This is a genomic window from Bradyrhizobium sp. USDA 4516 (assembly GCF_054055915.1).
Genome location: NZ_JBSRXT010000001.1, coordinates 6,933,396 through 6,959,821, shown reverse-complemented (window position 1 = coordinate 6,959,821; position 26,426 = coordinate 6,933,396). Strand labels below are relative to the sequence as shown.

22 protein-coding genes are annotated in these 26,426 nt (G+C 62.8%); 12 read left to right on the top strand and 10 right to left on the bottom strand.

Going from position 1 to position 26,426, the window contains the following annotated elements; translation table 11 throughout:
- Window positions 1–59 precede the first annotated feature (59 nt).
- On the bottom strand, window positions 60–1,235 hold the full coding sequence (locus ACVI1L_RS31690; protein WP_456784680.1) for a serine hydrolase domain-containing protein: 1,176 nt from the start codon (window positions 1,233–1,235) through the stop codon (window positions 60–62).
- A 382-nt stretch (window positions 1,236–1,617) separates the two neighbouring features.
- Here ACVI1L_RS31690 and ACVI1L_RS31685 point away from each other — a divergent pair, with 382 nt between their 5' ends.
- Together ACVI1L_RS31685 and ACVI1L_RS31680 are read left to right on the top strand one after the other, a co-directional pair.
- Window positions 1,618–2,763 carry an NAD(P)/FAD-dependent oxidoreductase gene (locus ACVI1L_RS31685; protein WP_456784679.1) on the top strand — a complete coding sequence of 382 codons (1,146 nt, stop codon included), beginning with the start codon at window positions 1,618–1,620 and terminating at the stop codon, window positions 2,761–2,763.
- Between the two features lie 370 nt (window positions 2,764–3,133).
- Entirely contained in the window at window positions 3,134–3,373 is a 240-nt protein-coding gene (locus ACVI1L_RS31680) for a hypothetical protein (RefSeq protein ID WP_456784678.1), read from the top strand.
- 253 nt (window positions 3,374–3,626) lie between these two features.
- Here the strand turns inward: ACVI1L_RS31680 and ACVI1L_RS31675 are convergent, their stop codons facing one another.
- Window positions 3,627–4,523 carry a LysR family transcriptional regulator gene (locus tag ACVI1L_RS31675; protein ID WP_456784677.1) on the bottom strand — a complete coding sequence of 299 codons (897 nt, stop codon included), beginning with the start codon at window positions 4,521–4,523 and terminating at the stop codon, window positions 3,627–3,629.
- A 286-nt stretch (window positions 4,524–4,809) separates the two neighbouring features.
- Between ACVI1L_RS31675 and ACVI1L_RS31670 the strand changes: the two genes are divergently transcribed.
- Window positions 4,810–5,544 carry an SDR family NAD(P)-dependent oxidoreductase gene (locus ACVI1L_RS31670; protein ID WP_456784676.1) on the top strand — a complete coding sequence of 245 codons (735 nt, stop codon included), beginning with the start codon at window positions 4,810–4,812 and terminating at the stop codon, window positions 5,542–5,544.
- A gap of 36 nt (window positions 5,545–5,580) precedes the next feature.
- Window positions 5,581–6,183: an NADPH-dependent F420 reductase gene (locus ACVI1L_RS31665; protein ID WP_456784675.1), complete on the top strand. Its 603-nt coding sequence runs from the start codon at window positions 5,581–5,583 to the stop codon at window positions 6,181–6,183.
- A 167-nt stretch (window positions 6,184–6,350) separates the two neighbouring features.
- On the opposite strand, the gene ACVI1L_RS31660 is transcribed toward ACVI1L_RS31665, so the two are convergent.
- Window positions 6,351–7,007 (bottom strand): glutathione S-transferase, encoded by a 657-nt coding sequence (locus ACVI1L_RS31660; protein ID WP_456784674.1) that lies wholly within the window; start codon window positions 7,005–7,007, stop codon window positions 6,351–6,353.
- 109 nt (window positions 7,008–7,116) lie between these two features.
- On the opposite strand from ACVI1L_RS31660, the gene ACVI1L_RS31655 reads away from it, so the two are divergent.
- Complete coding sequence (locus tag ACVI1L_RS31655) at window positions 7,117–7,680, top strand: TetR/AcrR family transcriptional regulator (protein ID WP_456784673.1); 564 nt, start codon at window positions 7,117–7,119, stop codon at window positions 7,678–7,680.
- Between the two features lie 958 nt (window positions 7,681–8,638).
- On the opposite strand, the gene ACVI1L_RS31650 is transcribed toward ACVI1L_RS31655, so the two are convergent.
- Window positions 8,639–12,700: a HigA family addiction module antitoxin gene (locus tag ACVI1L_RS31650; RefSeq protein WP_456784672.1), complete on the bottom strand. Its 4,062-nt coding sequence runs from the start codon at window positions 12,698–12,700 to the stop codon at window positions 8,639–8,641.
- A 111-nt stretch (window positions 12,701–12,811) separates the two neighbouring features.
- Window positions 12,812–14,422: a glutamine-hydrolyzing GMP synthase gene (gene guaA, locus ACVI1L_RS31645; RefSeq protein ID WP_456784671.1), complete on the bottom strand. Its 1,611-nt coding sequence runs from the start codon at window positions 14,420–14,422 to the stop codon at window positions 12,812–12,814.
- A gap of 137 nt (window positions 14,423–14,559) precedes the next feature.
- Here guaA and ACVI1L_RS31640 point away from each other — a divergent pair, with 137 nt between their 5' ends.
- On the top strand, window positions 14,560–14,931 hold the full coding sequence (locus ACVI1L_RS31640) for a nuclear transport factor 2 family protein (RefSeq protein ID WP_057019785.1): 372 nt from the start codon (window positions 14,560–14,562) through the stop codon (window positions 14,929–14,931).
- Window positions 14,932–15,111: 180 nt separating this feature from the next.
- Window positions 15,112–15,444: a DHCW motif cupin fold protein gene (locus tag ACVI1L_RS31635; protein ID WP_057019784.1), complete on the top strand. Its 333-nt coding sequence runs from the start codon at window positions 15,112–15,114 to the stop codon at window positions 15,442–15,444.
- Window positions 15,445–15,644: 200 nt separating this feature from the next.
- Here ACVI1L_RS31635 and ACVI1L_RS31630 read toward each other — a convergent pair whose 3' ends face one another.
- On the bottom strand, window positions 15,645–16,094 hold the full coding sequence (locus ACVI1L_RS31630) for a winged helix-turn-helix transcriptional regulator (RefSeq protein WP_057019783.1): 450 nt from the start codon (window positions 16,092–16,094) through the stop codon (window positions 15,645–15,647).
- 114 nt (window positions 16,095–16,208) lie between these two features.
- Here ACVI1L_RS31630 and ACVI1L_RS31625 point away from each other — a divergent pair, with 114 nt between their 5' ends.
- On the top strand, window positions 16,209–17,483 hold the full coding sequence (locus ACVI1L_RS31625) for an MFS transporter (protein WP_063790159.1): 1,275 nt from the start codon (window positions 16,209–16,211) through the stop codon (window positions 17,481–17,483).
- Between the two features lie 137 nt (window positions 17,484–17,620).
- On the opposite strand, the gene ACVI1L_RS31620 is transcribed toward ACVI1L_RS31625, so the two are convergent.
- Both ACVI1L_RS31620 and ACVI1L_RS31615 read right to left on the bottom strand, forming a co-directional pair.
- Window positions 17,621–18,919 carry an RsmB/NOP family class I SAM-dependent RNA methyltransferase gene (locus ACVI1L_RS31620; protein ID WP_057019782.1) on the bottom strand — a complete coding sequence of 433 codons (1,299 nt, stop codon included), beginning with the start codon at window positions 18,917–18,919 and terminating at the stop codon, window positions 17,621–17,623.
- Between the two features lie 22 nt (window positions 18,920–18,941).
- Window positions 18,942–19,364: an MAPEG family protein gene (locus ACVI1L_RS31615; RefSeq protein ID WP_057019781.1), complete on the bottom strand. Its 423-nt coding sequence runs from the start codon at window positions 19,362–19,364 to the stop codon at window positions 18,942–18,944.
- A gap of 392 nt (window positions 19,365–19,756) precedes the next feature.
- On the opposite strand from ACVI1L_RS31615, the gene ACVI1L_RS31610 reads away from it, so the two are divergent.
- Window positions 19,757–20,593, top strand: coding sequence for a metallophosphoesterase family protein (locus tag ACVI1L_RS31610; protein ID WP_456784670.1), 837 nt, complete (start codon window positions 19,757–19,759; stop codon window positions 20,591–20,593).
- A 6-nt stretch (window positions 20,594–20,599) separates the two neighbouring features.
- Here the strand turns inward: ACVI1L_RS31610 and ACVI1L_RS31605 are convergent, their stop codons facing one another.
- Entirely contained in the window at window positions 20,600–20,947 is a 348-nt protein-coding gene (locus ACVI1L_RS31605; protein WP_456784669.1) for a hypothetical protein, read from the bottom strand.
- Between the two features lie 53 nt (window positions 20,948–21,000).
- Window positions 21,001–22,023, bottom strand: coding sequence for an NADP-dependent oxidoreductase (locus ACVI1L_RS31600; RefSeq protein ID WP_076826615.1), 1,023 nt, complete (start codon window positions 22,021–22,023; stop codon window positions 21,001–21,003).
- Between the two features lie 702 nt (window positions 22,024–22,725).
- Here ACVI1L_RS31600 and ACVI1L_RS31595 point away from each other — a divergent pair.
- From ACVI1L_RS31595 to ACVI1L_RS31585, 3 genes are read left to right on the top strand one after another with little or no spacing between them, the layout of a single operon-like run.
- Window positions 22,726–24,696, top strand: coding sequence for an AMP-binding protein (locus ACVI1L_RS31595; protein WP_456785636.1), 1,971 nt, complete (start codon window positions 22,726–22,728; stop codon window positions 24,694–24,696).
- Window positions 24,693–25,478 carry an ABC transporter ATP-binding protein gene (locus ACVI1L_RS31590; RefSeq protein ID WP_057019778.1) on the top strand — a complete coding sequence of 262 codons (786 nt, stop codon included), beginning with the start codon at window positions 24,693–24,695 and terminating at the stop codon, window positions 25,476–25,478. The genes ACVI1L_RS31595 and ACVI1L_RS31590 overlap by 4 nt, the downstream gene beginning before the upstream one ends.
- A 9-nt stretch (window positions 25,479–25,487) precedes the next feature.
- A complete protein-coding gene (locus tag ACVI1L_RS31585; RefSeq protein WP_082653982.1) occupies window positions 25,488–26,417 on the top strand; it encodes a branched-chain amino acid ABC transporter permease in 930 nt (309 codons plus the stop codon).
- The last annotated feature ends 9 nt before the right edge of the window (window positions 26,418–26,426 follow it).

The window sequence follows — 26,426 nt, the reverse complement described above, 5'->3', positions numbered from 1 at the left end:
CGGCGCTCGCGAAGACGGCAAAGCTCCAGACATCGCTGCGCTCGTCCGGGCCAGGTTTGCTAGTCGAATGGATCGTGTTCTGGCAGCGGTTCGGTCAGTTCGAAGCCTGGATGAAGCTGCGAAATAATCTCCAGTGCGGTGCGGCCGGGTGCGATCCCCGCGGGGTGCACGCCCGACGCATCGAAATACTGGTTGCTCAGCACCGCGACACCGCATTGCAGTTCCGGCACGACGATCACGATCGCTTCGAATCCGCCCCTGCTCGTCGCGCCGTTCTTTGTGAAAACGGTATGGCCCTGCGTGTCCGTGGTGATCTGCCAGGCAAGGCCCATCGTGACACTGGTCTTCTCCCCGCAAACGGGGAATGTCCCCTGGTTCTGCTGCGTCAGCGCGATCTGCGACCCGAGCGGCCCCTTCGGCGCCGCGATCTGCGCCGCAAGGAACTTGATCATGTCGTCGCCGGTGGTCTTCAGATCAAAGGCCGTGCCGCCGGTCGGCGTGTTGCGGTCGAAGACGATCGGATATGGCGGCTCAGAGCTCTTGCTCCAATGCCCGATACATCCCTGCGCGATCTTCCACGACGAATTGAGCACGGCTCCGGTCTGCTTCATGCCGAGCGGACCGGTGACGTATTCGGCCAAAATTTCGTTGTAGTTATGGCCCTTGTCTTTCGCAAACATCTGCGTGACCACAAAGCCCAGGGTCACGAAGCCGATGTTGGAATACTGCCAGCAGCCCTGCGGCGGCGTATCATATTGATTCCACCAGTTGATGAGTTCACTGGAGGGCGGCTCGTCCGCAAACAGCTGCTCGCTGTAGCCAGTCAAGCCGTCCCCCGGCTGCTCCGGCATGCCGGAGGTATGGGTGGCGAATTGCACGAGCTGGATGGCGTCCAGCACCGGCGTTCCCACCGCGTTCGCGCTGAAGAGGTTCAGATAAGGGCCGATAGTATCGTCAAGAGTGGGTCCACCAGCCTTGACCGCCACCGCCAGCAATGTGCTGGTGAACACCTTGGTCACCGATCCGATCTCGAACACCGTGTCGGTCGTGACACTGAATGGCGCGGGCGAAGAGCCGGCCACGCCTGACAGTCCCTTGGGGTAGACGTAGCCCTTTGTGCCGAACGACTTTTCGTCATAGACCGCGATGCAGCAGCCAGGGGCGTTGCTGATGTCGAGATATTTTTTTGCCGCCTGCTGAACGATCTGTGCCGGACTTGTCGTCGCGTCGATCATTTGGTCGCTCATTTCGCCCTCCTGCCGGTGAAGATGCACCATGTTGACCTTTGGTTGCATCATTTCATAGATCGCCGTTCAGCGCGAGTGAAATCACCGTGACCATTTGTTTCAAGTTCGCTCGGTGGAACGTTTGCGCGGAAATCAGCATCGTTAGACGCCGGCTTGCGCCGACTTCCCGGCAGTCGCGAAAAGTCTGGCGCACCTCGCAGGGCGGGTTAACGACGCGCAATCCGCCGCCTCGCGCGTGGCTTCAAGATGCGGCGGATCACGCTTCACCGGTCCGCCTGCGCGCTCGGCTGGATTATGCTTGCTGCCGGAGCATCGGAAATGACATGGTCGATCTCACACCGCCGATGCAGGCAGAGCGCAGGACTTCTTCGTGAGCAACAATCAAGCGATCAAACTTGCGGTGATCGGACGCGGCCTGATCGGATCGGCAGCTGCGCGGCATCTGAGCAAGATGGGCCACGATGTTGCGCTGATCGGGCCCGATGAGCCGGCGGATTTTTCGCGCCATGGCGGCGTCTTCGGCAGCCACTATGACGAGGGCCGCATCACGCGGAGTTACGATCCAGGGCCGTTCTGGCGGCAATTGAACCGCGCTGCGATTTCGCGCTACGGCGAGATTTCAGCGGAGAGCGGCGTGGAGTTCTACCGGGAAGCCGGTGCGCTTCACATCGGCCGCAGCGAAACTACCGATGTTGCTTCGATCGGCAGGATCTGTGCCGAAGACGGGATCCGGTGTGAAGCCTATCATGATGCGGGGCTCGCGGAGCGCTTTCCGTTTCTGAAATCGACGGCGGGAATGCAGGGTTATTTCGAGCCACGCAATGCCGGATACATCAGCCCGCGCCGTCTGGTCCGCGCGCAGACGATCGCGGCCGAGCGCGCCGGCGCCCGGATTATCGACGAACCCGCGCTGGGGATTTCGGAAAGCGGCTCCGGCGTGACGATCCGGACGCAATCGGGCAGCGTCGAGGCCGAGCGCGTTCTGGTTGCGGCGGGCGGGCACACCCAATCGCTGCTCGGCCGCTCCCTGAGCTTTACGGTCTATGGGCGGACCGCAGCGCTGTTCCGGCTTGGTGCGGCGGAGACCCAACGCCTGGCCGGAATGCCATCGATGCGTTGTCTCGGGCCCAAGGGTGACAATCCCTACATCCTGCCGCCGATCCGCTATCCGGACGGCCAGACCTGGCTGAAGCTCGGCGGCGATCCGGTCGATCTTCCGCTCGGCAGCGAGGCCGATATCAAGGACTGGTTCCGCTCGGGCGGATCGATTGAAGTCGCCGATCGGCTTCAAGGACAGATCCTTGAACGCATTCGCGACCTCGCTTTCGAGGAACGCCGCGTCGTGCCCTGCATGACCACCTTCGGCGACAGCGGCCTGCCCTGCATCGGACCGCTTTCAGAGCGCGTCACGGTCGCGTTCTGCTGCTACGGCAAGAGCGCAAAATGTTCGGACGAACTGGGCCGGCTCGGCGGCATGGCGCTGCTCGGCGAGGTCCGAGCCGAGCTCGCGCCGTGACGGAGTTTTGTGCGGCGTTTGCGTCCGAAAGTTCCAATGGTAGCCCGCATGAGCGCAGCGATATGCGGAACGCCACGACACGCCCCGGATGTCGCTTCGCTCATCCGGGCTCCGCTTGCTGAACCCGTAGGAGTGCCAACGCGGACGTAACGCACCCTCACGATCATCACCCGAAGACGTGATGGATTACGCTTCGTTCATCCGGACTGTCGGTGATGGTCTGCATCGCGTGACACAACGGCGAGGATCTCGTTGCTCACGCAGCGTTGAGCCGGCGTGAGTGATGATTGCATTCAAGTCCGCCGATGCCGCGCACAAATATCTGACGAGGCCAGACTCCTTGGCCCCATAAACAACACGGAGAAACTCCATGACCAACGTCAAACTCCTGTCGGCTTCCTTGATCGCGGTTGCCATGATCGCGTCGCCGGCAATGGCGCGTGAAACCCACGCGATGTCCCGCCACGTCGCGGAGGCGAGCGCCGCCGCGCCGACCGACCACGTCTATGTCGACGGTCGCGCCTGCATTCCGGCGCCGCGCGTCGGTTCATTCGCCACCGCGCCCTGGACCGGCAACAATGTCCCCTGCGAGCCGGGTCCATATTATTGATCGCGTGGCGCGCATCGATCGGTCAAGCGGCCTCCTAGCCGCTTGACCGGCGCGATGTGCCATCGCTCCGCTGAAACAGTGAGTAGCCCGCATGAGCGCAGCGATATGCGGGACACCACGCGACACACGATAGAAAATGCCCCGGATATCGCTTCGCTCATCCGGGCTACGCTTGCTCGATGGTTCTCATTGCGCCCAATGAGTTGATTTGTCGTTGCAGAAACGTTTCTTCGTCTTGACTCCTGCCCGCGCGTCAGTCGCGTGATACGGACAGCCCGGCGAGAAGCGGAGCGTATGCGGTGAGCCTGCGGGATACGAACTCGGTGAAGAGCCGCACGCGCTTCGTCTTGCGTGTCTCTCCCTGTGTGAGAAGCCAGAGCGTTCCGTACATGTGCAAGTCGGTGCCCGGCACTCTCACCAGCAGCGGGTCGGCATCTCCGACGAAGCACGGCAGCGTCGTCATGCCGATCCCCTGCTGCACCGCGACGATCTGCGCCGCGGCATCTGTGGCCCGGAACGGAACCTCGGCGGCGCGCACCTCACCCTCGTGAGCCCAGTCCGGAATTCCGTGAATACTTATGACGATCCACCTGACGGGATCAGGCGCGCCCGCACGCCATGCGGCCAGTCGATCGCGAGATATGTAGATGCCGCCGAACAGCTCCGGTCCCTTCAGGCCGTGAAGATTGAGCGGCAGGGTTTTGCGGTCGTAGACGACGCGGATCGCGACATCGGCCTCCCGGTTGGTCAGATTTGCCAGCTCACCGGACGACAGGATTTCCATCTCGATGTCCGGATGCAGACGCGCGAAATCGGAGAAGTCCGGCATGAGCAGGTGTGTCGCGAGGGTCGGTGCCAGCGTCACCCGCAGAAGCCCGCGCACGCCCTGGTCGCGGCCGAAGACGCGCGTCTCCAGCTGGTGCGACGAGGCTTCCATCTGGTCCGCGAGTTCGAGGACCTCCTCCCCCGCAGCCGTCAGGCGGTAACCCGAAGGCAGCTTCTCGAACATCTGCGCTCCGAGCCGCTCCTCCAGCTGGGCGACGCGTCGCAGCACGGTCGAGTGGTTCACCCCGAGGCGCTCGGCGGCAGCCCGCACCGAGCCTCCGCGCGCGACGGCAAGAAAGTAGCGAACGTCATCCCAGTCGATCATGGTGCAATCCGGCACCGCTGGGGTGCGCCTTCCAAAGCCCGTCTCCAGTACATCGAACAGCATCTCGTATGTGGGTAGCACGGGCGATCATGATAGCCCAAGCCGAATAGCGGCGGACACCGATCGTCGCGGCTGGCGTCAGTCATCCGGCCGGATCGATTTCGCACCACCGATGTGCGCGCTTCCGCACTCAACGCCTGACGCCGGCGGAGCTACGTCGAGGTTCTCGGGGGCCATCCCGCAAATGGGACCAGAGACGCTGTCCGACACGACGAAAGGAGAAGTCATGGGAAAGCTTGAGGGTAAGGTTGCAGTCATCACGGGTGGATCGAGCGGCATGGCGCTGGCGAGCGCCAGGCGGTTCGTTGAAGAAGGCGCCTATGTTTTCATCACGGGCCGAAGGCAGGAAGCGCTCGACGAGGCCGTCAGGCTGATCGGCCGCAACGTAACCGGCGTGCGCGGCGACGCGGCCAATCTCGACGACCTCGACCGTCTGTTCGACACGGTCAAGCGGGAAAAGGGCAGGATCGACGTCCTGTACGCGAGCGCCGGCATCGGCAACGCCGTCCCACTGGGCGAGATTACCGAGCAGCATTTCGATGCGACCTTCGACCTGAATACGCGCGGCACGCTGTTTGCGGTTCAGAAGGCATTGCCGCTGTTCAACGATGGCGGCTCGATCTTCATGACCGGGTCGGTCGCGTCCGTGAAAGGCTTTCCCGGTTACGGCGTATATGCGGCGAGCAAGGCGGCGTTGCGCTCATTCGCACGCACCTGGCTCAACGAACTGAAGGGCAGGAATATCCGTGTGAACGTGCTGAGCCCTGGGCCGATCGCCACACCGATGCAGGACCAGGTTCTCACCGAGGAAGCGAAGCGGATGTTCGAATCCCTGATCCCGCGGGGAAAGATGGGTCGTCCCGAGGAAATTGCGGCGGCCGCGCTGTTTCTTGCCTCAGACGATTCGAGCTTCGTGAATGGGGTGGAGTTGTCTGTCGACGGCGGTTTTTCGGCCATCTGAAATCGAATCAACACCAACACGGATCGGAGAAGCACCATGAGCTACGCGATTGTAGGATTCGGTAAGGTAGGCCAGGCCCTCGCCCACGCCTTCGCCCGTAAGAACATCAACGTGACCGTCGCGAGCCGCCGGCCGCCCGAGGCGTTGGCGCCGCAGGCGCGGGCGATTGGACCCACGGTCGTCGCCAAGTCGTTGCGGGAAGCACTCGAGGCCGACACAATCATCCTGGCGGTCCCGTTCGGGGAGCATCGCGAGGTTGCGAAGGCCCTGCCGAGCTGGAAAGGCAAGACGGTCGTCGACGCGATGAACGCGTTTCCAGTCCCTGAAGAGCTGGACGGCCTCCCGTCCTCCGCCTTCGTCGCGAAGGCGTTCACCGGCGCCAGCTTCGTGAAAGGGTTCAATCACCTGGTTGCGGCCAAGCTGGCGGCCGATCCGATCGTCGAGGGTGGCCACCGGGTCGTCTTGCTGTCGAGCGACGACGAGGACGCCGCGATCGCTCCCGTGGCGGCCTTGGCGAAGCAACTCGGGTTCGCGCCCGTCAAGCTGGGAAGGCTCAACGAGGGTGGCGCGCTGGTGCACGCACGCGGCCGCACTTGGGGCCCGCTCATCTTCCAGGATTTGTTCAAGAAGGAGCAGTAACGGATTTGCGACCCGTAGCCCGCATGAGCGGAGCGACATGCGGGACAAGACGCGGAGCGCCGATCGGAAAACCCCGGATGTCGCTGCGCTCATCCGGGCTACGCTTGCTATCTTGGCGATCCGCCCTCGCGTAGGACTCGCGAGGGCGGTGTTCGCAAACGACGATCTCAATCAAGTGCCTTGATCGGCTCGGACATCGCTATCCGGTTCTTCACGCTGGGACGCTCCTGCATCGCTGCATACCATGCCAAGAGAGCCTCGCACTCGACCGGCACCGGCACGTTCACCAGTCCCGCGAAGATCAAGCCGCCGATAAGGGTGATATCGGCCATCGTGAACGCCTCGCCGGCGACGAACGGCTGTCCTTTCAGAATGCCGTCAAAGTAGTGCATCCCCCTGAGGGCCTTGTCGCGCTGACGGAATCCCCATTCGGGGTTCTGATAGATCTCGACATGAGGCCCGAGACCCGGCGTGGCGTGGTGGAAATAGACGCTGACGGCGTCGAGCAGTTCCAGTTCGGCGCGCTTGCTCATCATGTGGATCACACCCTTGTCGCGCGGCGTCCTGCCGGTCAGCGTCGGCGCGCCATCGAGTGCGTCAAGGTATTCGGTAATGGCCGTGCACTCGCCAATGAAGGTCCCGTCGTCGAGTTCGAGCACCGGCAGCGTGCCGGAGTAGTTCTTGGCCAGGAATTCGGGCTGCTTGTGCTCGCCCTTGTAGAGATCGACCAATACGAACTCCACTTGCGACCGCAGGTTCTTCTCGGCCAGGGCGATGCGAACGCGGGCCGGATATGGGCCAGTTGGCCAATCGTAAATCTTCATCATGACTCCTGTGTCTACCTGTCACTTGGTAGGTTAAAATTAGCCTTCAAATCCGGCCGGTCAACGCCTATCTGTCACTTGGTAGATAACGAAGCGGTGAGGCAATGAAGTGAGTTCGAGCTCTCGGGAAGCCATCCTGGCGGCAGCAAAGCGGACCGCGCAGGCACGCGGCTATGGCGGCTTGAATTTCCGCGATCTCGCGGACGAAGTCGGGATCAAGGCCGCCAGCATCTATCACCATTTTCCGAGCAAGGCCGATCTCGGCGTCGCCGTCGCGCAGCGCTACTGGGAGGACACTGCCACCCAACTCGAGTCGATGCTGGCAGAAACGGCCGATCCTGTCCGCTGCCTGCGTCGATATCCCGATGTGTTTCGCAAAGCGCTCGAGAGCAACAACCGCATGTGCCTCTGCAGCTTCATGTCGGCGGAAGTCGACGACCTGCCGGACGCAGTGAAGAAGCAGGTCCAGACCTTTGCCGACGTCAACGTGGCGTGGCTGAGCAAGCTGTTGGTGGCCGCGGGCCTGGTCAGTTCGAGAAAGAGCGAACAGCGGGCCCGCGCCATCTTCGCCGCCGTCGCCGGCGCGCAGCTCGTCGCCAGAAGCCGCTCCGATATTTCGCTCTACGACTCGATGATCGACAGCTATCGCGCCGCGGGTCTTCTGCCGGCATAGATGGCCCGAACGTCGGATCGAGATGAGGCGGCGACGCCCTACTCCCACTCGATCGTTCCAAGCCATGGTAGCGCGTAGCCCGCATGAGCGAAGCGATATGCGGGACACCACGCGACACGCTGACAGGAGTGCCCCGGATATCGCGGAGGCCGTCATCGGGCGCGCGTTCGCGCGACCCGTTGGCTCATCCGGGCTACGCTCGCTGGTGCACGCACGCGGCCGCGTTTGGGGCCCACTCATCTTCCAGGATTTGTTCAAGAAGGAGCAGTGATCGGCGCACGGGCGCCGTTCGAGGGGCGGGGAGACGCCCTAGCCGCGCCGGATGGGCAGCGCGCAGTTCGGTTCAACGGTTTCAAACAGCGTCAGATATGACACCACGTTCTCGCGACGATAGTCGTCCGAGCTTTGCTGCTGGTTTCACCCTCTTCGATCAGAGGGCGCAGGGAAGACCGGGTGCCGATCGCACCCATGGGCCCCGAGCAATGGGTAGGAAGCTCGGGGGTAGGACCACAGGTGTAACCGGAAACATCCGGCCTTCCCTGCGCGATGGTTGTGCGGCTTACTTCGTGCTCTCCCCGGCGAGACTGGGCTTTTTTGTCACCGTTTCGCGAAGATGCTTCGCATCTCGCGGAAGACACCTACCACTAGGGCGTCAGGACCACACGACTTCGCCGTCCACTTCATGCGCACTCGTCAGTCGCGCACTCGGCGTCCACCGCATCCCACACCACGTTCGTGACGACCGCGATCCGCCCCTCATGTCGGGTGGGATGCGCATATTGAACATCTGAGTTGGGTCAAACGCCAAGCGGAATATTTTCTTATCGCGGGATTGACAGATTTTGCTGAGTTGCCCGTCGGGGTGATTTGTCGCAGGCAGTGCGAAGGAATTTGACTTGCGTGGAGGCAAATCGTGGGGACGCGTGCGCGAGCGAAGCAACATCTGGGCCACGCTTGTTTAGCGGCCCAGCCGTCGATTAATCTTGGCGTCGATGTCCTCCCGTTCAGCATCGCTCAGATATGAACGTTCCATTCCGCGAAGCATCGCGGAGACTCTCGGGTGGGAATATTCCATAGCCTGTGCCCACCGGCCATACTTGGCCGCAAGTTCGCGCTCCTCGCCGCCGCCCACGCCGCGCCAATGGACTCCGCGCGAATTGAAAAGCGCCACAGCAATCCCTCTCTCGACCTCTTCGGTCATAACATGCTCCAGCGCGTCGCGAACCGGCAAGCATGGCCACACGCCGTCGGCCTCAGCAGGCGCGTGCGACAACAACTTTCCAATCATCTGATCGCCGATCTCTATACGAGCGAGCGAGGCGTTACGAGCCCGCACCTGCTCAACCCAGGCGATCAGCGCAGCCTGATCGACAGCTCCCTTGTCGTCCGTGCCAGGTATCCGTGTGATCGACTGAAGTAACTGATAACAGGCACGAGCACGGTTCGACAGCTGAGTCTCGTCAGCGCGTAATTCAGGCGGGTCAACCGCATCATCACTGCGCTTGAACGAAAACGCGACCGCTTGGACGAACAGTTCCGGGTTCTGACCGATCTGCCGCTCAAGATTCTCAGGTCGAGCCTCTTCATCGTCAAAGATGTCGATGAACTGAAATTCAAGGCCCGCCATCGCATCTGTCCCCACCTCGCCGCTGGCGGTCAGCACGCGAAAAGCCTCGCGGAGGTCATGCCTATCCAACTGATAAGTACCCGACGCCTCGGTCGAGGCGGCAATGGCGACCATCAAATCGAAAAGTATTAGTGGCGGCAATTCCTTGAGATCGAAGTGCGCGAACCTGAATGCGGCACGCGGACGGCGAGCCTTAATTAACTGTTTGACGCCCTCAACCAGATCGGCCGCGTCACGATTCCATCCCGGCTGCACCTCACGCCAATATTGCTCCTGCGTCATCAAGCCGAGCTTATCGACCACGGACCATGTCGCGCTATCAAATGGCGCAGCGATCAACAGCGGCGTGACTTTGCCGGCGCTGACGCGACTCGTCGCCAGAGCCAGAATCCCCCGCGCGTTGACGGCGCTTCGGCTCAAAATTCCACTAACGACTGCCCAGCGGACGCCGACAATTTCACCGCCCTCGACGATCTCGACGAGCGCCTCTGTTAAGGTCGCGTTGTCCACGGTGACCGCTGCGAAAGACCAGCCCAAGCTGTGGCCAGCCTCCCCTGTCTCGGCCAATTTCATTAATGCCGTTATCCCGCCGCCGGCGAAGACGTCCCTTACGGCCGCCTCGCGAAGATCACTAATACGTGCTTCTCGTGCACGATGGTCAAATTCCTCATTGACGAGTTCATCGGCTGATTCATCAATCCACGTTTGCTTGAATAGCCACGCATGTTTCAGGACTGGATCGCTCGACTTGAGACGATCATATGCGCTCCGCGCGCGCGCCTTGACTTTCTGGGCCCCGCTCCCGCCTTTCTGCTTGATAGCCCGGCGAGTCATCGTGGTGGTACGGATATGCTCGCGCAGTATCGACTTATCTGCGTCAGACGCTGTGTCGATCCATTTGTCGATCACATCCCACAGCTTGAGTTGTAGGGCTTCGACCACGCCGCTCATATGGTTCAGGAGGTCTCCGATCATCTCCCGGGTGAATGAAGGCCAACCGATCGTTAGCTCGAACGCAAACAAGGCAAAGTCGTTGTTCTCTTGGGCTCCCACGGGGTCGCCGACACCGTGACCGTCAGGGCGCCACCGCGGCTTATGGCTGTGATAACCGATGCGCGAGTAAGGAGAGAACTGATCGAGGCAGATTGGCCAAGCTACGGCCGGAAACTTCTCGACGAGCTTCTTCAGCGCAGCTTTCCGCGCGCTTAGATGGGCGCTGGTCTGAGGCATCCATGATCGAAATATCGCGGACAAGCTGCCTGAAGGCTTATTGGTAAGGTTGTCGTCGATCGAACGCTCAGCCAGACGAGCCAGCACAAGAACTGTTCGCAAGAATAGCTCTTCAGACCACGCAAGTCCTTCAAGGGCCCAGAGCAGGCCGGTTCGCGGCGAGCCGCCGAACATCGTATCGCTCACCGGCCGCATCAGAGCCATCGCCGCCGAATCGGTCGATTGAAGGTCGGCCTCAATGAGGGATAGAAATTCTTCTGGCGCCGCCTCGGCATAAAGCGAGAGATTGTCGACCTGAGACTCCAGAATTTTTACCGTCATCGGCGCAAGCAGCGAGCGAACAAGGTTTGCCGCTTTCGATGCTGTATCGACATTCGTCCGCCCCCTAAACAGGTTCGGCCCATAAACCGCGAGCATCACAAGCGTCTCGGCTAGACCGTTGCGAACCGCTCCGGAGATTTCTCGCTTCTTGCCGTAGATGATAGCGGCCCAGCGATCTTCTTCCGGAAGCTCAAGCGCAGGATCGTTTTCCCCGAGCACCACAGCCGCGACGTCGAAGAAACGCTCAAGGTCCTGGGGCGTGATCACGCTGCTAATCGCGAACAAGACGTCGATCTTGGATATGACTCCGCGCAGTACACCAGCAGACCAAAGTGGCGTACCGTCTAGAGGCAACAACGTCGCGACGCGCCGCTCAAGGTCGGGATAAGGCACGTCCCCAGCCAATAGCTCGAGCATCGCCTGATCCGCCTCGTTGTCGGATTTCCAGACGCCGACCAGCATGAACGGGATAAGACTGGCGGCAAGCGCCGGATCGTACGCCCAATCGGGTTGATTTATGGCTCGCGTCTTGGAAAGTCGGCGCCGCAGAACTGTAGGCGACCGGCCGGACTCCCGACCAAGCTGCTCGATACGGTCACGCGTGAGGCCCATCGCCCGAAGCGCGGTTTCGAACGTTTCCCGATTCACGGTCTCAAGTTCGATGTCGGGAGCGTCCGACGAGGCGTTGCGCGGATAGATTACGAAGGACGGCATCGCGTTCCTAAAGGGCGCGAACTCAAGCTCCACTTCACGCGATGCAATGACAGGAATGAAGTTCGATACCTGCGACGCGAGCCTGCTTAGCGGGCCGGGTTGCCGAAACACGATGATCCGGTCGCGATATATCCCAAACTTTTCGTTGTCCGGCGCGAACGCCGCGCTCAAGAACGCAAGCGCCTCATCCCCAGAGTCCGCCGTGATGGTCGTTGGGCGCTTACGATCTTGCGTCAGCCCCCGCTCAATCGTCAAAACAGTCGATCGCAGCGCATCGGCGAACAGGCCAGAATCGAGCGGTGGCTCGCAATCCGCTACCCAATTTTTCCACGCTTCATCTAGCGAGATGACACCCTCGGTCGGCTGACCCGTCTCGTTCGCAAACCAAGCTTGACCCGGCAGCGACTGTTCAAGCCATTGCTCGAGATCCTGCGCGTCATAGGCGCGCACTTCCTTCCAAAGCTTCTTCTTGTTCTGCTCGCGTACCCAAGCAGCCTTACCCGACCAGTCGCTCGGGGTAACAAACACGAAAGTCATGCCCCGGCGCTGGGTTTCATCGTCTATGGCGTCAACGCTCTTGCCAAAGTCGTGATCCGCCTTGCGTTTGACATTCTCATTGACTCCGAATTCCCATCCTGAGTGCCCAGCCGGAATCCAAGGTGTGGCCTGCTCAGCCATGACCTCGCCGTCCCACCCAGACTGCTCGCTGTCATCGTTACCTGGGAAGTCGACCTTGGTGAGAAATGCCCCTGTCGAGTTGATCAACGTGCGCAGGAACACAGAAAGCCGGCTGCGCGGAGCGATGCCCGAGGCTGCCCACTCTTCGATGCGTGCGGCCTTGATCTGCAAGAACGGCGGAACATACGACTTGATTGTTGGGGCAAGCTTTGAGCCGGTCGCCTTTGCTGCATCCCACGCGCTCTGCCGATCGAGAAGATCGCGCGGGGAGACACCGAAAGCTGCTTCCAGACGAGCCGCCATTTCGGGTGACAGATCGGCATTGCCATTCAGCAGGTTTGAGAGCGCTGGACGGCTCACCCCGATCTGCACGGCCGCTTTGGTGACGGTCATCTCGGCGGGGATAACGCGTTGCCGAATGTATTCGCCTGGATGCTGAACATGCTTCATAGAATCACTATACCACAGCGATTCCGAATCGCGTAGCGTTACACGCTACACCATGGCAGCTAATTGTATTTTATAGAGTATTTCGGCCTATTCGCACCAAGTCGCGCAAATCTACTCCCACTCAATCGTCCCCGGCGGCTTGCTGGTCACGTCGTACACCACGCGGTTCACACCCTTCACCTCGTTGATGATGCGCGTCGCGGTCTCGGCGAGGAATTTCATGTCGAACTGGTAGAAGTCGGCGGTCATGCCGTCGGTCGAGGTAACGGCGCGCAGGCCGACGACGTATTCGTAGGTGCGGCCGTCGCCCATCACGCCGACGGTCTTGACCGGCAGCAGCACCGCGAAGGCCTGCCAGATCGCATCATAGAGGCCGTGTCTGCGGATCTGGTCGATATAGACCGCATCGGCGTTGCGCAGGATGTCGAGCTTTTCCCTGGTGATATCGCCGGGGCAGCGGATGGCGAGGCCGGGGCCCGGGAACGGGTGGCGGCCGACGAAGACTTCGGGCAGGCCGAGCTCGCGGCCGAGCACGCGCACCTCGTCCTTGAACAATTCGCGCAGCGGCTCGACCAGCTTCATGTTCATGCGCGCCGGGAGGCCGCCGACATTGTGGTGCGACTTGATGGTCACCGACGGGCCGCCGGTGAAGGAGACGCTCTCGATCACGTCGGGATAGAGCGTGCCCTGGGCCAGGAATTCGGCGCCACCGATCTTCTTGGCCTCGGCCTCGAACACGTCGATGAACAGACGCCCGATGGTCTTGCGCTTCACCTCGGGATCGGTGACGCCTTCGAGCTCGCCGAGAAACTCCTTCGACGCGTCCACATGGACCAGCGGGATGTTGTAGTGGTTGCGGAACAGGTCGACGACGGTCTTGGCCTCGTCGAGCCGCAGCAGGCCGTGATCGACGAACACGCAGGTGAGCTGGTCGCCGATCGCCTCGTGGATCAACACCGCCGCGACGGCGGAATCGACGCCGCCGGAGAGGCCGCAGATCACCTTGCCCTTGCCGACCTGCGCCCGGATCTTCTCGATAGCCTCCTCGCGGAACGCGCGCATGGTCCAGTCGCCGGTCAGCCCCGCGACCTTGCGCACGAAGTTGCGCAGCAGCTTGGCGCCGTCGGGCGTGTGCACCACCTCGGGATGGAACATCAGGCCGTAATACTTGCGCGTCTCGTCCTGGATGATCGCGAACGGCGCATTCGGCGAGGTGCCGGCGACGGAGAAGCCGGGCGGCATCCTGGTGATGCGGTCGCCATGGCTCATCCACACCTGGTGCTTCTCGCCGTGGCCCCAGATGCCGTCGAACAGCCGGCTGTCGGTCTTCACTTCGACATCGGCGCGGCCGAACTCGCGGTGGTGCCCGCCCTCGACCTCGCCGCCGAGCTGGGCCGCGAGCGTCATCTGGCCGTAGCAGATGCCGAGCACGGGAACACCCGACTCGAAGATCAGCTGCGGCGCGCGCGGCGAGCCGGTCTCGTGCACCGATTCCGGGCCGCCGGAGAGGATCACCGCCTTCGGCTTCATCTCCTTGAAGGCGGCCTCCGCCTTCTGGAACGGCACGATCTCGGAATAGACACCCATCTCGCGGACGCGGCGGGCGATCAGTTGCGTCACCTGGCTGCCGAAATCGACAATCAGAATCTTGTCATGCGCCGAGGCCACGGAGGGCGTCGACGGTGCTTGAACTGTGTCTTGGGCTGTGTGCTGGGCTGTCATGGCAAGCAGATACGCGACGGCGCCCGCCCCCGCAACCGCGCTCGAAGGGGCGCCCACATTCTTCTTTGGGCATGGACAAATCCGTATAGGTCAGTATTATTGACCTAATTTGGCCATAAGCCACATGGAGGAAACCAATGCCGGATTTTCACGACCCGCCCCGCCTTGCCGCGCTCGGCCGCGACTGGATCGCCGCCTGGAACGCGCGCGACCTCGAGCGTGTGCTGGCGATGTATGCCGAGGATGCCGAGATGACCTCGGACCGGATCCCGCCGCTCGGCTTCGGCGCGTCAGGCACCGTGCACGGCAAGGCGAGCTTGCGGGCCTATTGGAGCGCGGCGCTGGCGAAATTGCCCGAGCTGCATTTCGAGCTGATCGACCTCTATGTATCGCCGGACAGCGTCGTCGTGTTCTACCAGAACGAACGCGGCAAGAAGATCTGCGAGTATCTGCGGCTGGATGCCGAGGGGAAGATCCGGCAAGGCTCGGCGAACCATCTGGTGGGGTGAGGCTGCTTCTCAGCCGTCATTGCGAGCCACCCGGTCGGCGCGAAGCGCCGCCGGATGACAGGCTCCGCGAAGCAATCCATTTTGTCCGCATATGCGGAACGATGGATTGCTTCGTCGCTTCGCTCCTCGCAATGACAGTAGAGGACTCCTGGGTTGAACAGAACGTCAGGAACCACGCGCATGAAAATCCCGACCCTGCCCTTCACCGTCACCGACTGGAACATGCTCGAGCCTTCAGTGCATCCCGGCGAGACCGGACAGGCGCTGTGGCGCACGCTCAACATCGGCGAGCTGCGGGTCCGGATGGTGGAATATTCGCCCGGCTACCTCGCCGATCACTGGTGCGATCGCGGCCATGTGCTCTACGTCGTCGCGGGCGAGCTCGACACCGAGCTGCGCGACGGCCGCAGATTCACGCTGAAGCCCGGCATGAGCTACCAGGTCTCCGACTTCGGCGACGCTGCGCACCGCTCGTCGACCAAGACAGGTGCGACGCTGTTTATTGTGGATTGAACACACGTCGTCCGTCACCCCCGCGCAAAGGCTTCGCCTTTGTCGCTGGAGGAGCGCGTAGCGCGTCTCGAAGGGCGACGGCCCGGCTCCATCCCCGTCATTGCAAGCGTAGCGAAGCAATCCATCGCGCCGCTTGCCGAGACATGGATTGCTTCGTCGCTTCGCTCCTCGCAATGACGTGGAGAGAGTTCGCCCTTCGCTCACCGCCGCCGCGCCACCTTCCTCACCTTGGTGTCCGCCCAGCCCAGCGGCTTGCCGCTCTTCGACGGCAGCACGAGCTGCCCGACCGCCTGCCCGGCCTGGTCGAGCAGCACCGAATGCGGCTCGCCGCGCGCAAAGAGATGCGCCTCGCCCCATTGCCGCAAGCCGACCACGATCGGGAACAGGTCGTGGCCCCGCCTGGTCAGCACATATTCCTGATAGGCGCTGCCGTCGGAGGCTGCGACCTGCTCGAGCACGCCGAGCTCGATCAGCGTGCGCAGCCGCGTCGTCAGCATGCCTTTGGCGATGCCGAGATTCTTCTGGAAGTCGCCGAACCGGCGCAGGCCGTCGAACGCGTCGCGCACGATCAACAGCGACCACCAGTCGCCGATCGCGTCCAGCGCGCGCGCCACCGGGCATTCCGCTTTTGCAAATGCGGTCCGCTTCATCGCGCTCCGCCTCCCTCGATCACGATTCCGAACTGGTCTTAAAATAGGACTAGACAGCGTCCGGCGCAACTGGTCTCATGATGAGACCAGTTTGCGAATTGCAGCGGAGGCAAGATGACGAACCAGACCATGGCTGAGGCCCGGCCGGCCGAGGGCCATCACAAGACGAACGACAATCCCGGCGCCACCACGGCTCGCGCTCTGTCTCCCGCCGTCGTGCTGCTGTTCGCCGTCGCCTGCGGGCTGAGCGTCGCCAACATCTATTTCGCGCAGCCGCTGCTGGACACCATGGCGCAGGATCTCTCCATCGCGCCGGCGGTGATCGGCGGCGTCGTGACGCTGACCCAGATCGGCTATGCCTTCGGCTTGATGCTGATCGTGCCGCTCGGCGACCTCTGGGACCGCCGCAGGCTGATCGTCGGCCAGACTGTGCTGTCGGCGATCGCGCTCACCATCGTCGGCGCCGCGCCGAACGCCGCGGTACTGCTTGTCGGCATGGTGCTGGTCGGGCTGCTCGCCGTCGTGATCCAGGTGCTGGTCGCCTACGCCGCGACGCTGGCGGCGCCGGCCGACCGCGGCCGCACCATCGGCACCGTCACCAGCGGCGTGGTTTCGGGCATTCTGCTCGCACGGTTTGCCGCCGGCGCGCTGGCCGATCTCGGCGGCTGGCGCGTTGTCTACCTCACCTCGGCCACGCTGACGCTGGTGCTGGCGGCGCTGTTGGCACGCGCACTGCCGCGGCATGCACCGCAGCCGATGGCCGGATCATCCTACGCCAAGCTGCTGCGCTCGACGCTCGCGCTGTTCGTCGAGGAACAAGTCTTGCGCGAGCGCGCGGTGTTCGCGCTGCTGATCTTCGCGAGCTTCAGCGTGTTCTGGAGCTCGGTCGTGCTGCCGCTCGCGGCACCCCCGCTCTCGTTGTCGCATACCACGATCGGGATGCTCGGGATCGCCGGCCTCGCCGGCGCGCTGGCGGCGCGCAATTCCGGCCAACTCGCCGATCGCGGCTGGGGGCAGCGCACCACCGGCCTGTCGCTGCTGCTGATGCTCGCGGGCTGGGTGCCGATCGCCTGCCTCAACACATCGCTATGGCTGGTCGTGGCCGGCGTCCTGATGATCGACTTCGCGGTGCAGGCGATCCATGTCACCAACCAGAGCCTGATCGTCGCCGCGCGCCCCGACGCGGCGAGCCGGCTGGTCGGCGGCTACATGGTGTTCTACTCGATCGGAACGGGTTTTGGCGCGATCAGTTCGACAATGGCCTATGCCGCCGCCGGCTGGTCCGGCGTCTGCGTGCTGGGTGCCGCGATCAGCGCCTGCGCGCTGCTGTACTGGGTCATCGTGGTGAGCCGGACGCCGGTGCCGATTGGTGCGTGCTCCGAAGCGTAGTGGACACGCCCGTCATTGCGAGCGAAGCGAAGCAATCCATCGTGCCGCAAGCGGAGAAATGGATTGCTTCGTCGCTTCAGCGCAAAATTGCTCTGCAATTTTGTCGCGAGCTCCTCGCAATGACGGCGGGGGAAGCGTTACGCCTTCTTCAACACCGAGACGAAGAACCCATCCGTGCCGGTGCGGCGCGGCGTCATCAGCAAGCCCTCCGGCGACAGCAATGCAGCCTCCGCAAATTGCTCGGCCTTGTCCCACAGCACCGCTGCGGTCTGCTCCGGCGGCTGCACGGAAAACTCAGGATGCCGCGCGATGAAGGCCCTGACCTGCTCGCCGTTCTCCTCCGAGAGCACCGAGCAGGTGATGTAGGCGATGCGGCCGCCGCCCTTCACCAGCGGCGCGGCGCGCTGCAGCACCTCGGCCTGATCCTTCAGCCGCACCTCGAGCGCGCCGGGGCGCATGCGCCATTTGGCGTCGGGATTGCGGCGCCAGGTGCCGGTGCCGGTGCACGGCGCGTCGATCAGCACGAGGTCGGCGGAAGCCTTGATGTCGGACAGCACCTCCTCCTCGCCGCGCGGCGTGCGCACATCGCAATTGTGCACGCCGGCGCGCGACAGCCGTTCATGGATCGGCGCAAGCTGCCGCTTGTCGCTGTCGGTCGCGATCAGCCGGCCTTTGCCCTGCATCATCGCCGCCACCGCCAGCGTCTTGCCGCCGGCGCCGGCGCAGAGGTCGATCACCTGCTCACCCGGCTTGGCCGCCGAGAACAGCGCGGCGAGCTGCGAGCCCTCGTCCTGGATCTCGATGGCGCCCTTGATGAAATCCTCCTCGGCATGGATGCCCGGATTGCGCGCGTCGGCGCCGAGCTCGATGCGCAGGCCGAGCGGCGACCAGGGCGTTTCCTTCGCACCGAGATGCGACAGCCGCGGCAGCACCTTCTCGCGCTTGCCGCGCAGCGTGTTGACGCGCAGATCGAGCGGCGCGCGGCTCGCCATCGCGGTCGCTTCCGCCGCGCGGTCGTCGCCGAACACCTTTGCCAGATGCGGGTCGAGCCAGTCCGGATAGTCGCCCGCGACATGCGCCGGCGCATCCTTGAGCGAGCGCGAGGCCAGCGCCGCCTCCTCGCCCGCGGTCAGCGGATCCGGCGCGAACCGGCCGCCGTCGCACAGCGCCTGGATCGTGGCGATGTCCATGCCGCGTTCGAGCTTCAGCATGCCGAGCACACGCGACCGGGCGCTGGCGTCATCCATCAACCAGGCCGCAGAGGATTGCCGGCGCAGCACGTCCCAGATCAGGCCGGAGATCGCGGCGCGATCGCCGGAGCCGGCATAACGGTGCGCGGTGCCCCATTCCTTCAGCGCTTTCGCCGCGGGAATGCGCTGTGCGTCGATGGTGGCGATCAGCTCGATCGCGGCGGAAAGCCGGGCAGCGGGGGTCATTGATCTCTTTCGGTTGGGCGCATCAGATCAGCAGCAGCAGTCTGAGCGCGAAATACAGCCACATGGCTGCCAGCACCAGCGCGCCGGCGAACCAGACGAGCGAGCGCGGCCGCACGTCGTTGGAGGTGACGAACACGCCGGCATGGGCAAATCGTGTCACCACGAACACCCAGGACATCAACACGATGAACAGATCGGCACGGCGCAGCGGCAGCGCAATAGCGATCAGGACATAGAACAGGATCGGCAGCTCGAACTGGTTGGCGAAGCAGTTGCCGAACTTGGTGGCTTGGGCCGGCCAGTTCGGCTCGCGCAGCGCGATATCGCCGATCTTGGTCTCGCCGCTCGTCAGCGCCCTCGTGCGCGTCGTCGCCATGGCGAACAACAGCGCGAAGGTGATCCCGATCTGGATGAAGACCGGTAACAGAACCATTTGAACCGACATCAAAAATCTCCCTCAGCCGCGGGCGCCCGCCGCCCTCTTAGCCGCCACTCGCCCCCAACACAATGAAGCGTGCGCGGTAACCCGTTGAACCATGATCCGAGCCCGGGTGACCAACTCCCAGGACCAATGGCGGTTTCAGTCCCTCACGGTTGGCCCGATCAGCATCATCACCCCATCCTCGACAGCGCGCCCCCCGGCAGCGGCCTGCCCGGCATGGTGACGGCGGGCTCGCCGGCATCGGTGCGGCAACTGGCGATCCAGCGACCGCCCCAAAAGGCGCAAAGCCAAACAACACATCAAACAAGGCATCAAACAGAGCATCGAATAAGACGGCGAAATCGTCATCGTTCCGACTTCGCGCCGACCTATGCTCCGGCCGAAAGGAGCGATGCATGCCCCAATTTCGCCTGACACAGATCTCCGACACCCATCTCGCGCGCCGCTTCAAGCCGCTGATCGACAACTTTCGTCGCGTCAGCGAGCACATCGACGCTGCGCGTCCCGATCTCGTGCTCAACTCCGGCGACGTCTCGTTCGACGGGCCGACCAGCCGCGACGACTTGGCGTTCGCCAAGGAGCTGCACAACGCGCTGCCCGTCGATTGCCTCTATCTGCCGGGCAATCACGACATCGGTGACAATCCGACCGCGGTCGGCCCCACGCCTTCACAATTGCCGACCGAGGAGACGCGCGGCGCCTTCACCTCGGTGCTCGGCGAGGACCGTTGGCATTTCGACGCTGCCGGCTGGTGCTTCATAGGGCTGAATTCGCTGATCATGAACACCGGCCTCGACAGCGAGGCCGAGCAGTTCGACTGGCTCGCGGGCGCGCTCGACAAGGCCGTCGGCAGGCCGGTCGCGCTGTTCCTGCACAAGCCGCTCTATCTCGACCTGCCCTACGATGCCGAGCGCGCCGAGACCGCGATCCGGTTCGTGCCGCAACCGGCGCGCCGCCGCCTGATCGAGATGCTCGGCAAGGTCGATTGGCGTCTGGTCGGCAGCGGCCATGTGCACCAGCGTCGCGACTATACGTTCGAGCATGTCAGACACATCTGGGCGCCCTCGGCCGGCTTCGTCATCTCCGACGCGCGGCAGGAGGTGATCGGCATCAAGGAAACCGGTCTCGTCGAGTACCGCTTCCAGCCCGACAGTTTCGAGGTCCGCCACGTCAGGGCGAAGGGCCAGGTCGATGTCGACCTGGACATGCTGCTCGGCAAGCAGCCGGCCTGAGCCGCGTCAGCTCCGCGCCGCGTCGTGCAGGTCCTGCTTGATCACGGTGAGCAGCGCCTGCAGCGAGTCCCTGTCGGGCTGTGGTGCCGCCGGCGCGGGGCGTGCGCGAGCTACGTGCGGCATGAAGCGGACCGGCGTCGTGTCCGGCTGCTCCTCGACGAATTTTCCATGCAAGACGTCGTCGCGGCGGCCCATGACGAACATCGTCGCCCAATAGCCGACGGCGAGGAGAATGACCCCGAAAACAATAGCTTCAAAAATCATGGCTACACCTGAAATATAGCCATATTGAATCAACTGCTGCGGGTCTCCGTCAAGCAAATGGGGGCCAAAAGGCCCCCAAATCCCCGCCATTGTCGCGCTTTTGATACCTTGTTGCGCGGAATGGGAGCTTCCGGGCCTTCAACTCAAGCCTTGTCCGGCCCGACCCGGACCAGCTGCTTGCCGAAATTGGCGCCCTTGAGCAGACCCATGAAGGCCTCCGGCGCGCTGTCCAGGCCCTCGGTCACGAACTCCTTGTACTTGACCTTGCCCTCGCGCACCCACTGCGACATGTCACGGAGGAAGTCGCCGTGCATGGCGGCGAAGTCGCTGACGATGAAGCCGCGGAAGGTCAGCCGCTTGGTCAGGATGTTGCGCATCATCGCGCCGGCCCATTTCGGGGCATGCGCTTCGGTGTCGTTGTAATGCGCGATCAGACCGCAGACCGGGATGCGCGCGAACGCGTTGAGCAGCGGAAACACCGCGTCAAACACCGCACCGCCGACATTCTCGAAATAGACGTCGATGCCCTTCGGGCAGGCTTCCTTCAGCTTGGCCGCGAGATTGGGATCGCGGTGGTCGAGACACTCGTCGAAGCCAAGCTCGTTCTTGACGTAGGCGCACTTGTCCTTGCCACCGGCGATGCCGATCGCCCGCGCGCCCTTGATCTTGGCGATCTGGCCGACCGCCGAGCCGACCGCGCCGGACGCCGCCGCGACCACCACCGTCTCGCCCGCCTGCGGCTTGCCGATCTCGAGCAGGCCGGTGTAGGCGGTCATGCCGGGCATCCCGAGTACACCGACCGCGGTAGAGATCGGCGCGATCTTCGGATCGATCTTGGCAAGGCCCTTGCCGTCGGACAGCACATGCGTCTGCCAGCCCGCGCGCGACAGTACGATATCGCCCTTGGCAAAGCCGGGATTGTTGGAGGCGATCACCTCGCTCACCGTGCCGCCTTCCATCACGCCTCCGACCGGCACCGGTGCGGCATAGGACGGACCGTCGGCCATGCGGCCGCGCATATAGGGATCGAGCGACAGCCAGATGGTGCGGAGCAGCACCTCGCCCGCACCCGGTGCCGGCGGCGTGTAGTCCTCGAGCCTGAAATTGGCCGACGTGGGCTCGCCGTGCGGGCGCGAAGCCAGAACGATGCGCTTTCCTTGGGACATGATTTCCTCTTGGGATGATTGGTTCGTGGCGCACACGTAGTCATGCAATCCACCTCCCCGCAAGGGAAATGGATTTGCTGTCTTCGCGTTGCGTTGTTTGAAATGTTGTTTGAAATGACAGCCATCATGCCAGGCACATTGGCGCCAACGCGATACCGTCACGTCGCGGCGGTTCGCAGGGCCCCCTGGTGTCGGCAGTTTGTCACGGCGCGCCACCGGCAAACGAAGCGGCCATCGTCAAGTCGCCTGACCCGACCTCGCGATCCGGCACGGCGAAGCCAGGCGGTCAGGCGGCCCTCCATGGTCGGAACGAGGGCGGCCGCCCAGCTGATCGGCAATCGGTTTCCGGTCGCCCTCGAAACCTGATGGCGCAGGACTTCGGTCCGCTTCGCGGGACCGTCCGACGAACGTGAGGCTCTCCGAAGCATTGGGGTTACCTCTTGAGAGCCGATCAGCGTCTTCGCGCCGCAATGTCCGTCTGGTGGCGGCCGGATTCACCTTCGGCGAATTGGCAGCCGGTAGACCTATCTCTGCCGGGCGCGCCCGCGGCAAAAACGCGACCTATCAATCTGGCACTTGTCGGACTTTCGATTCGCTGTAATCTCGGACCATGCGGCACTCGCATGTCTGCTACCCAAAAATGGGGCAGGCATCACCATAACAGGAGCGAACCAACGCTTCGGTTTTTGGATCGAGACCGACATGGCCGGCGACGGATCGTATGATACGTTTCCCAAATTGCTGCTGCGAAACACGGCACAATTTGGCACGCGGCCAGCGTTCCGGCACAAGGATCTTGGCATCTGGCAGAGCTGGACCTGGGCTGAGGTTGCCGAGATCATACGTAGCTACGCTGCCGGCTTGCATCGCCTCGGCTTGCGGCCTGGCGAGACAATCGCGGTCGTCGGCTCCAATCGGCCCAAGCTTTACTGGACCATGATGGCAGCGCAGACGCTGCGCGCAATCCCCGTTCCGGTCTACTCCGATGCAGTGGCTGATGAGCTTGCTTTTGTTCTCGCTCACGCCGAGGTGACGCTGGTCGCGGCGCAGGACCAGGAGCAGGTCGACAAGGTCCTCTCGGTGTCCGACCGACTGCCGCAACTCAACAGGATTATCTACGACGAACCGCGCGGAATCGACGGCTACGACCACGGTCGACTGATCGCAATCGGCGATATCATCAATGACGGCCGCGCCGCGCTTGCAGCCGACGCAGCACTTGGCGAACGGATCGATGAATCCATTCGGGCCGGCAACGGTTCGGACATCGCGATCATCCTCTACACCTCGGGAACGACCGGCGCGCCCAAGGGCGTCATGCTGTCGGCACGAGGCTGCATCGATGCTGCAACCGACACCACGCGGTTCGACAAGTTGACCGACAAGGACGTGGTGCTGGCCTATCTGCCGCTGGCTTGGGCGGGCGATCATTACGTCAGCTATGCGCAAGGCTTGGTGGCCGGATTCTGCATGGCGTGCCCCGAGAGCAGCAACACAATCGAGCAGGATCGGCATGAGATAGGACCAACCTTCTACCTCGCCCCGCCACGCGGTTACGAGGCCATGCTGACGCGGCTGATGGTCAGGATGGAGGACGCAGCGCCAATCAAGCGGCACTTGTTCAGCTACTTTCTGGACGTCGCGCGGCGGTATGGCGAGCAAGTCTTGACGGGACGTCCGGTGCCGCTGTCGGGCCGATTGCTCTATGCGCTCGGGCGCTGGCTGGTCTACGAGCCTCTCAAGAACGTTCTTGGCCTGTCTCAGGTGCGCGTCGCATACACCGGAGGCGAAGCTATCGGTCCGGATCTGTTCGCGTTCTACCGCGCCATCGGACTGAACCTGAAACAGCTCTACGGCCAGACCGAGGCGTTCCTCTATGTAACGTGTCAGCCCGATGGCGAGATCTATCCGGATACGGTTGGTCCGCCGGCGCCCAACGTCGACATCCGCATCGCGGACTCGGGCGAAGTGCAGTTTCGCTCGCCCGGCATGTTCCTCGGATATTTCAAGGATCAGGCAAAGACCGCGGAAGCGACGACGTCCGACGGATATGTCAGGACCGGTGATGCGGGCTTTTTCGACGAGAAGACCGGGCATCTGAAGATCATCGATCGTGCGAAGGACGTCGGTCGATTGGCTGACGGCACGATGTTTGCTCCCAAGTACCTTGAGAACAAGCTGAAGTTCTATCCCAATATCAAGGAAGCGATCACGTTCGGTGACTCCAGAGAGTTCGTATGCGCCATGCTCAACATCGACCCGGTCGCGGTCGCGAATTGGGCGGAACGCAACAACGTCGCCTACGGGTCCTATCAGGAGCTTGCCGGGCATCCGCTGGTCTACGACATGGTCGCCAGAGACGTTGCCGCGGTGAACCGCTCCCTGGCAGGGGAAACGGTGCTTGCGGGCGCCCAGATTCGCCGCTTCCTCATTCTGCACAAGGAGCTCGACGCGGATGACGGCGAGCTGACCCGCACGCAGAAAGTGCGCCGCCGCTTCATTGCCGAACGCTATGCGTCGCTGGTCACGGCACTCTACAACGGAGCGCATGACGCCGACATTTCCACGGAAGTGATGTTTGAGGATGGCCGGAAGGGCACGATCGCTGCACGAGTCGAGATTCGCGACATGCAAATCATCGGTCCGGCAGAATCGCTGGGAAGAGCGGCATGAGAGCCCCAAACACCAACGAAATCCTGCTGCAGGTCGAGGGCGTGGCACTGGCCTTCGGCGGCGTCAAGGCGCTGCGGGACGTCTCGTTCAACGTCAAAAAAGGCGAAATTCGCGCCATCATCGGCCCCAATGGCGCCGGCAAAACCTCAATGCTGAACGTCGTCAACGGGTTCTATCACCCCAACCATGGCGCCATCACCTTCAAGGGAAGCACCCGGTCCAAAATGCAGCCGTTCGAGGCGGCGCGCGGCGGCATCGCGCGCACCTTTCAGAATGTCGCCCTGTTCAAGGGCATGAGCGCGCTCGACAACATCATGGCAGGCCGCACCTTGAAGGTGCGCCGGGGGCTGTTGTGGCAGCTGCTGCGTTATGGCCCTGCCCTCGCAGAGGAGATCGAGCATCGGCGCAAGGTCGAGGAGATCATCGACTTCCTGGAGATCGAGACAATCCGCAAGGTACCCGTCGGGCGTCTGCCATACGGCTTGCAGAAGCGTGTCGAACTCGGTCGTGCCCTGGCGATGGAGCCCGACCTTCTGCTCCTGGACGAGCCGATGGCAGGCATGAACCTCGAGGAGAAGGAGGACATGTCGCGGTTCATCATTGATGTGAACAACCATTACGGCACGACCATTGCCCTGATCGAGCACGACATGGCCGTGGTCATGGATCTGTCGGATCGCGTAGCGGTGCTTGATCACGGCGTGAAGATCGCCGACGGCACGCCTGATGAAGTGAAGAGAAGCCAAGCTGTCATCGACGCATATCTTGGCGTCGCGCATTGAGGTGCGTCCATGATCGCACTGGGTCAGTTTCTCGAGGTCCTGATCGGCGGATTGATGTCCGGCGTGCTCTATTCGCTGGTCGCTCTCGGCTTCGTGCTGATCTTCAAGGCATCCGGCGTATTCAACTATGCGCAGGGAGCAATGGTGTTGCTCGCGGGATTGGCGTTGGTTCGCGCCCTCGACCTCCTGGTCGCCAACGGCCTTCCGCTTTGGGTCGCGGTCATCCTCGCTATCGGCTTTGCCGCCGTGATCATGGCAGCAACCGCCTGGCTCATCGAGCGGTTCGTGATCGGACCTCTGGTCAATCAGGATGGCTTGACGCTGTTCATGTCGACGATCGGCGTGACATTCGTTATCGAGGGCGCCGCGGAGATGATCTTCGGATCGGATGTCTACCCGCTGCGGCTGTTCCCGACCGACGCCTGGTTCTTGTTTGAAGGCCTGTTCCCGGGCGGGATTCTGGTCAACAAGCTGGATGTCTGGGGCGCATTGATCGCGGGCGTCCTGGTCGCCGGCCTCGCGGTCTTCTTTCAGCGCACCAAGACCGGTCGCGCGCTCAGAGCCGTGGCCGACGACCATTTGGCCGCGCACTCGATCGGGATTCCAATCAGTTGGATTTGGTTCGTGGTCTGGCTCGTTGCCGGACTCGTTGCACTCGTCGCGGCGACCGTGTGGGGAACCAAGCTTGGCGTGCAGTTCTCCATCACGTTTCTCGCGCTGAAGGCTTTGCCGGTCCTGATCATCGGCGGCCTCACCTCCATTCCCGGAGCGATCGTCGGCGGGCTGATTGTCGGGTCCGGTGAGAAGCTCGCAGAGGTATATCTCGGGCCATCCATCGGCGGCGGCATCGAATATTGGTTTGCCTATGTGCTGGCGTTGGCGGTGCTGCTCTTGCGGCCGCAGGGCCTGTTCGGCGAACGCATCATCGAACGTGTCTGAGGCAGGGAG

What these genes read in the sequence shown, in the direction of transcription:
- ACVI1L_RS31690 (WP_456784680.1), bottom strand. Translation starts at nt 1,235, where the DNA reads ATGATCGACGCGACGACAAGTCCGGCACAGATCGTTCAGCAGGCGGCA.
- ACVI1L_RS31680 (WP_456784678.1), top strand. Translation starts at nt 3,134, where the DNA reads ATGACCAACGTCAAACTCCTGTCGGCTTCCTTGATCGCGGTTGCCATG.
- ACVI1L_RS31675 (WP_456784677.1), bottom strand. Translation starts at nt 4,523, where the DNA reads ATGATCGACTGGGATGACGTTCGCTACTTTCTTGCCGTCGCGCGCGGA.
- ACVI1L_RS31670 (WP_456784676.1), top strand. Translation starts at nt 4,810, where the DNA reads ATGGGAAAGCTTGAGGGTAAGGTTGCAGTCATCACGGGTGGATCGAGC.
- ACVI1L_RS31665 (WP_456784675.1), top strand. Translation starts at nt 5,581, where the DNA reads ATGAGCTACGCGATTGTAGGATTCGGTAAGGTAGGCCAGGCCCTCGCC.
- ACVI1L_RS31660 (WP_456784674.1), bottom strand. Translation starts at nt 7,007, where the DNA reads ATGAAGATTTACGATTGGCCAACTGGCCCATATCCGGCCCGCGTTCGC.
- ACVI1L_RS31650 (WP_456784672.1), bottom strand. Translation starts at nt 12,700, where the DNA reads ATGAAGCATGTTCAGCATCCAGGCGAATACATTCGGCAACGCGTTATC.
- guaA (WP_456784671.1), bottom strand. Translation starts at nt 14,422, where the DNA reads ATGACAGCCCAGCACACAGCCCAAGACACAGTTCAAGCACCGTCGACG.
- ACVI1L_RS31640 (WP_057019785.1), top strand. Translation starts at nt 14,560, where the DNA reads ATGCCGGATTTTCACGACCCGCCCCGCCTTGCCGCGCTCGGCCGCGAC.
- ACVI1L_RS31635 (WP_057019784.1), top strand. Translation starts at nt 15,112, where the DNA reads ATGAAAATCCCGACCCTGCCCTTCACCGTCACCGACTGGAACATGCTC.
- ACVI1L_RS31630 (WP_057019783.1), bottom strand. Translation starts at nt 16,094, where the DNA reads ATGAAGCGGACCGCATTTGCAAAAGCGGAATGCCCGGTGGCGCGCGCG.
- ACVI1L_RS31625 (WP_063790159.1), top strand. Translation starts at nt 16,209, where the DNA reads ATGACGAACCAGACCATGGCTGAGGCCCGGCCGGCCGAGGGCCATCAC.
- ACVI1L_RS31620 (WP_057019782.1), bottom strand. Translation starts at nt 18,919, where the DNA reads ATGACCCCCGCTGCCCGGCTTTCCGCCGCGATCGAGCTGATCGCCACC.
- ACVI1L_RS31615 (WP_057019781.1), bottom strand. Translation starts at nt 19,364, where the DNA reads ATGTCGGTTCAAATGGTTCTGTTACCGGTCTTCATCCAGATCGGGATC.
- ACVI1L_RS31610 (WP_456784670.1), top strand. Translation starts at nt 19,757, where the DNA reads ATGCCCCAATTTCGCCTGACACAGATCTCCGACACCCATCTCGCGCGC.
- ACVI1L_RS31605 (WP_456784669.1), bottom strand. Translation starts at nt 20,947, where the DNA reads ATGGCGGGGATTTGGGGGCCTTTTGGCCCCCATTTGCTTGACGGAGAC.
- ACVI1L_RS31600 (WP_076826615.1), bottom strand. Translation starts at nt 22,023, where the DNA reads ATGTCCCAAGGAAAGCGCATCGTTCTGGCTTCGCGCCCGCACGGCGAG.
- ACVI1L_RS31595 (WP_456785636.1), top strand. Translation starts at nt 22,726, where the DNA reads ATGGCCGGCGACGGATCGTATGATACGTTTCCCAAATTGCTGCTGCGA.
- ACVI1L_RS31590 (WP_057019778.1), top strand. Translation starts at nt 24,693, where the DNA reads ATGAGAGCCCCAAACACCAACGAAATCCTGCTGCAGGTCGAGGGCGTG.
- ACVI1L_RS31585 (WP_082653982.1), top strand. Translation starts at nt 25,488, where the DNA reads ATGATCGCACTGGGTCAGTTTCTCGAGGTCCTGATCGGCGGATTGATG.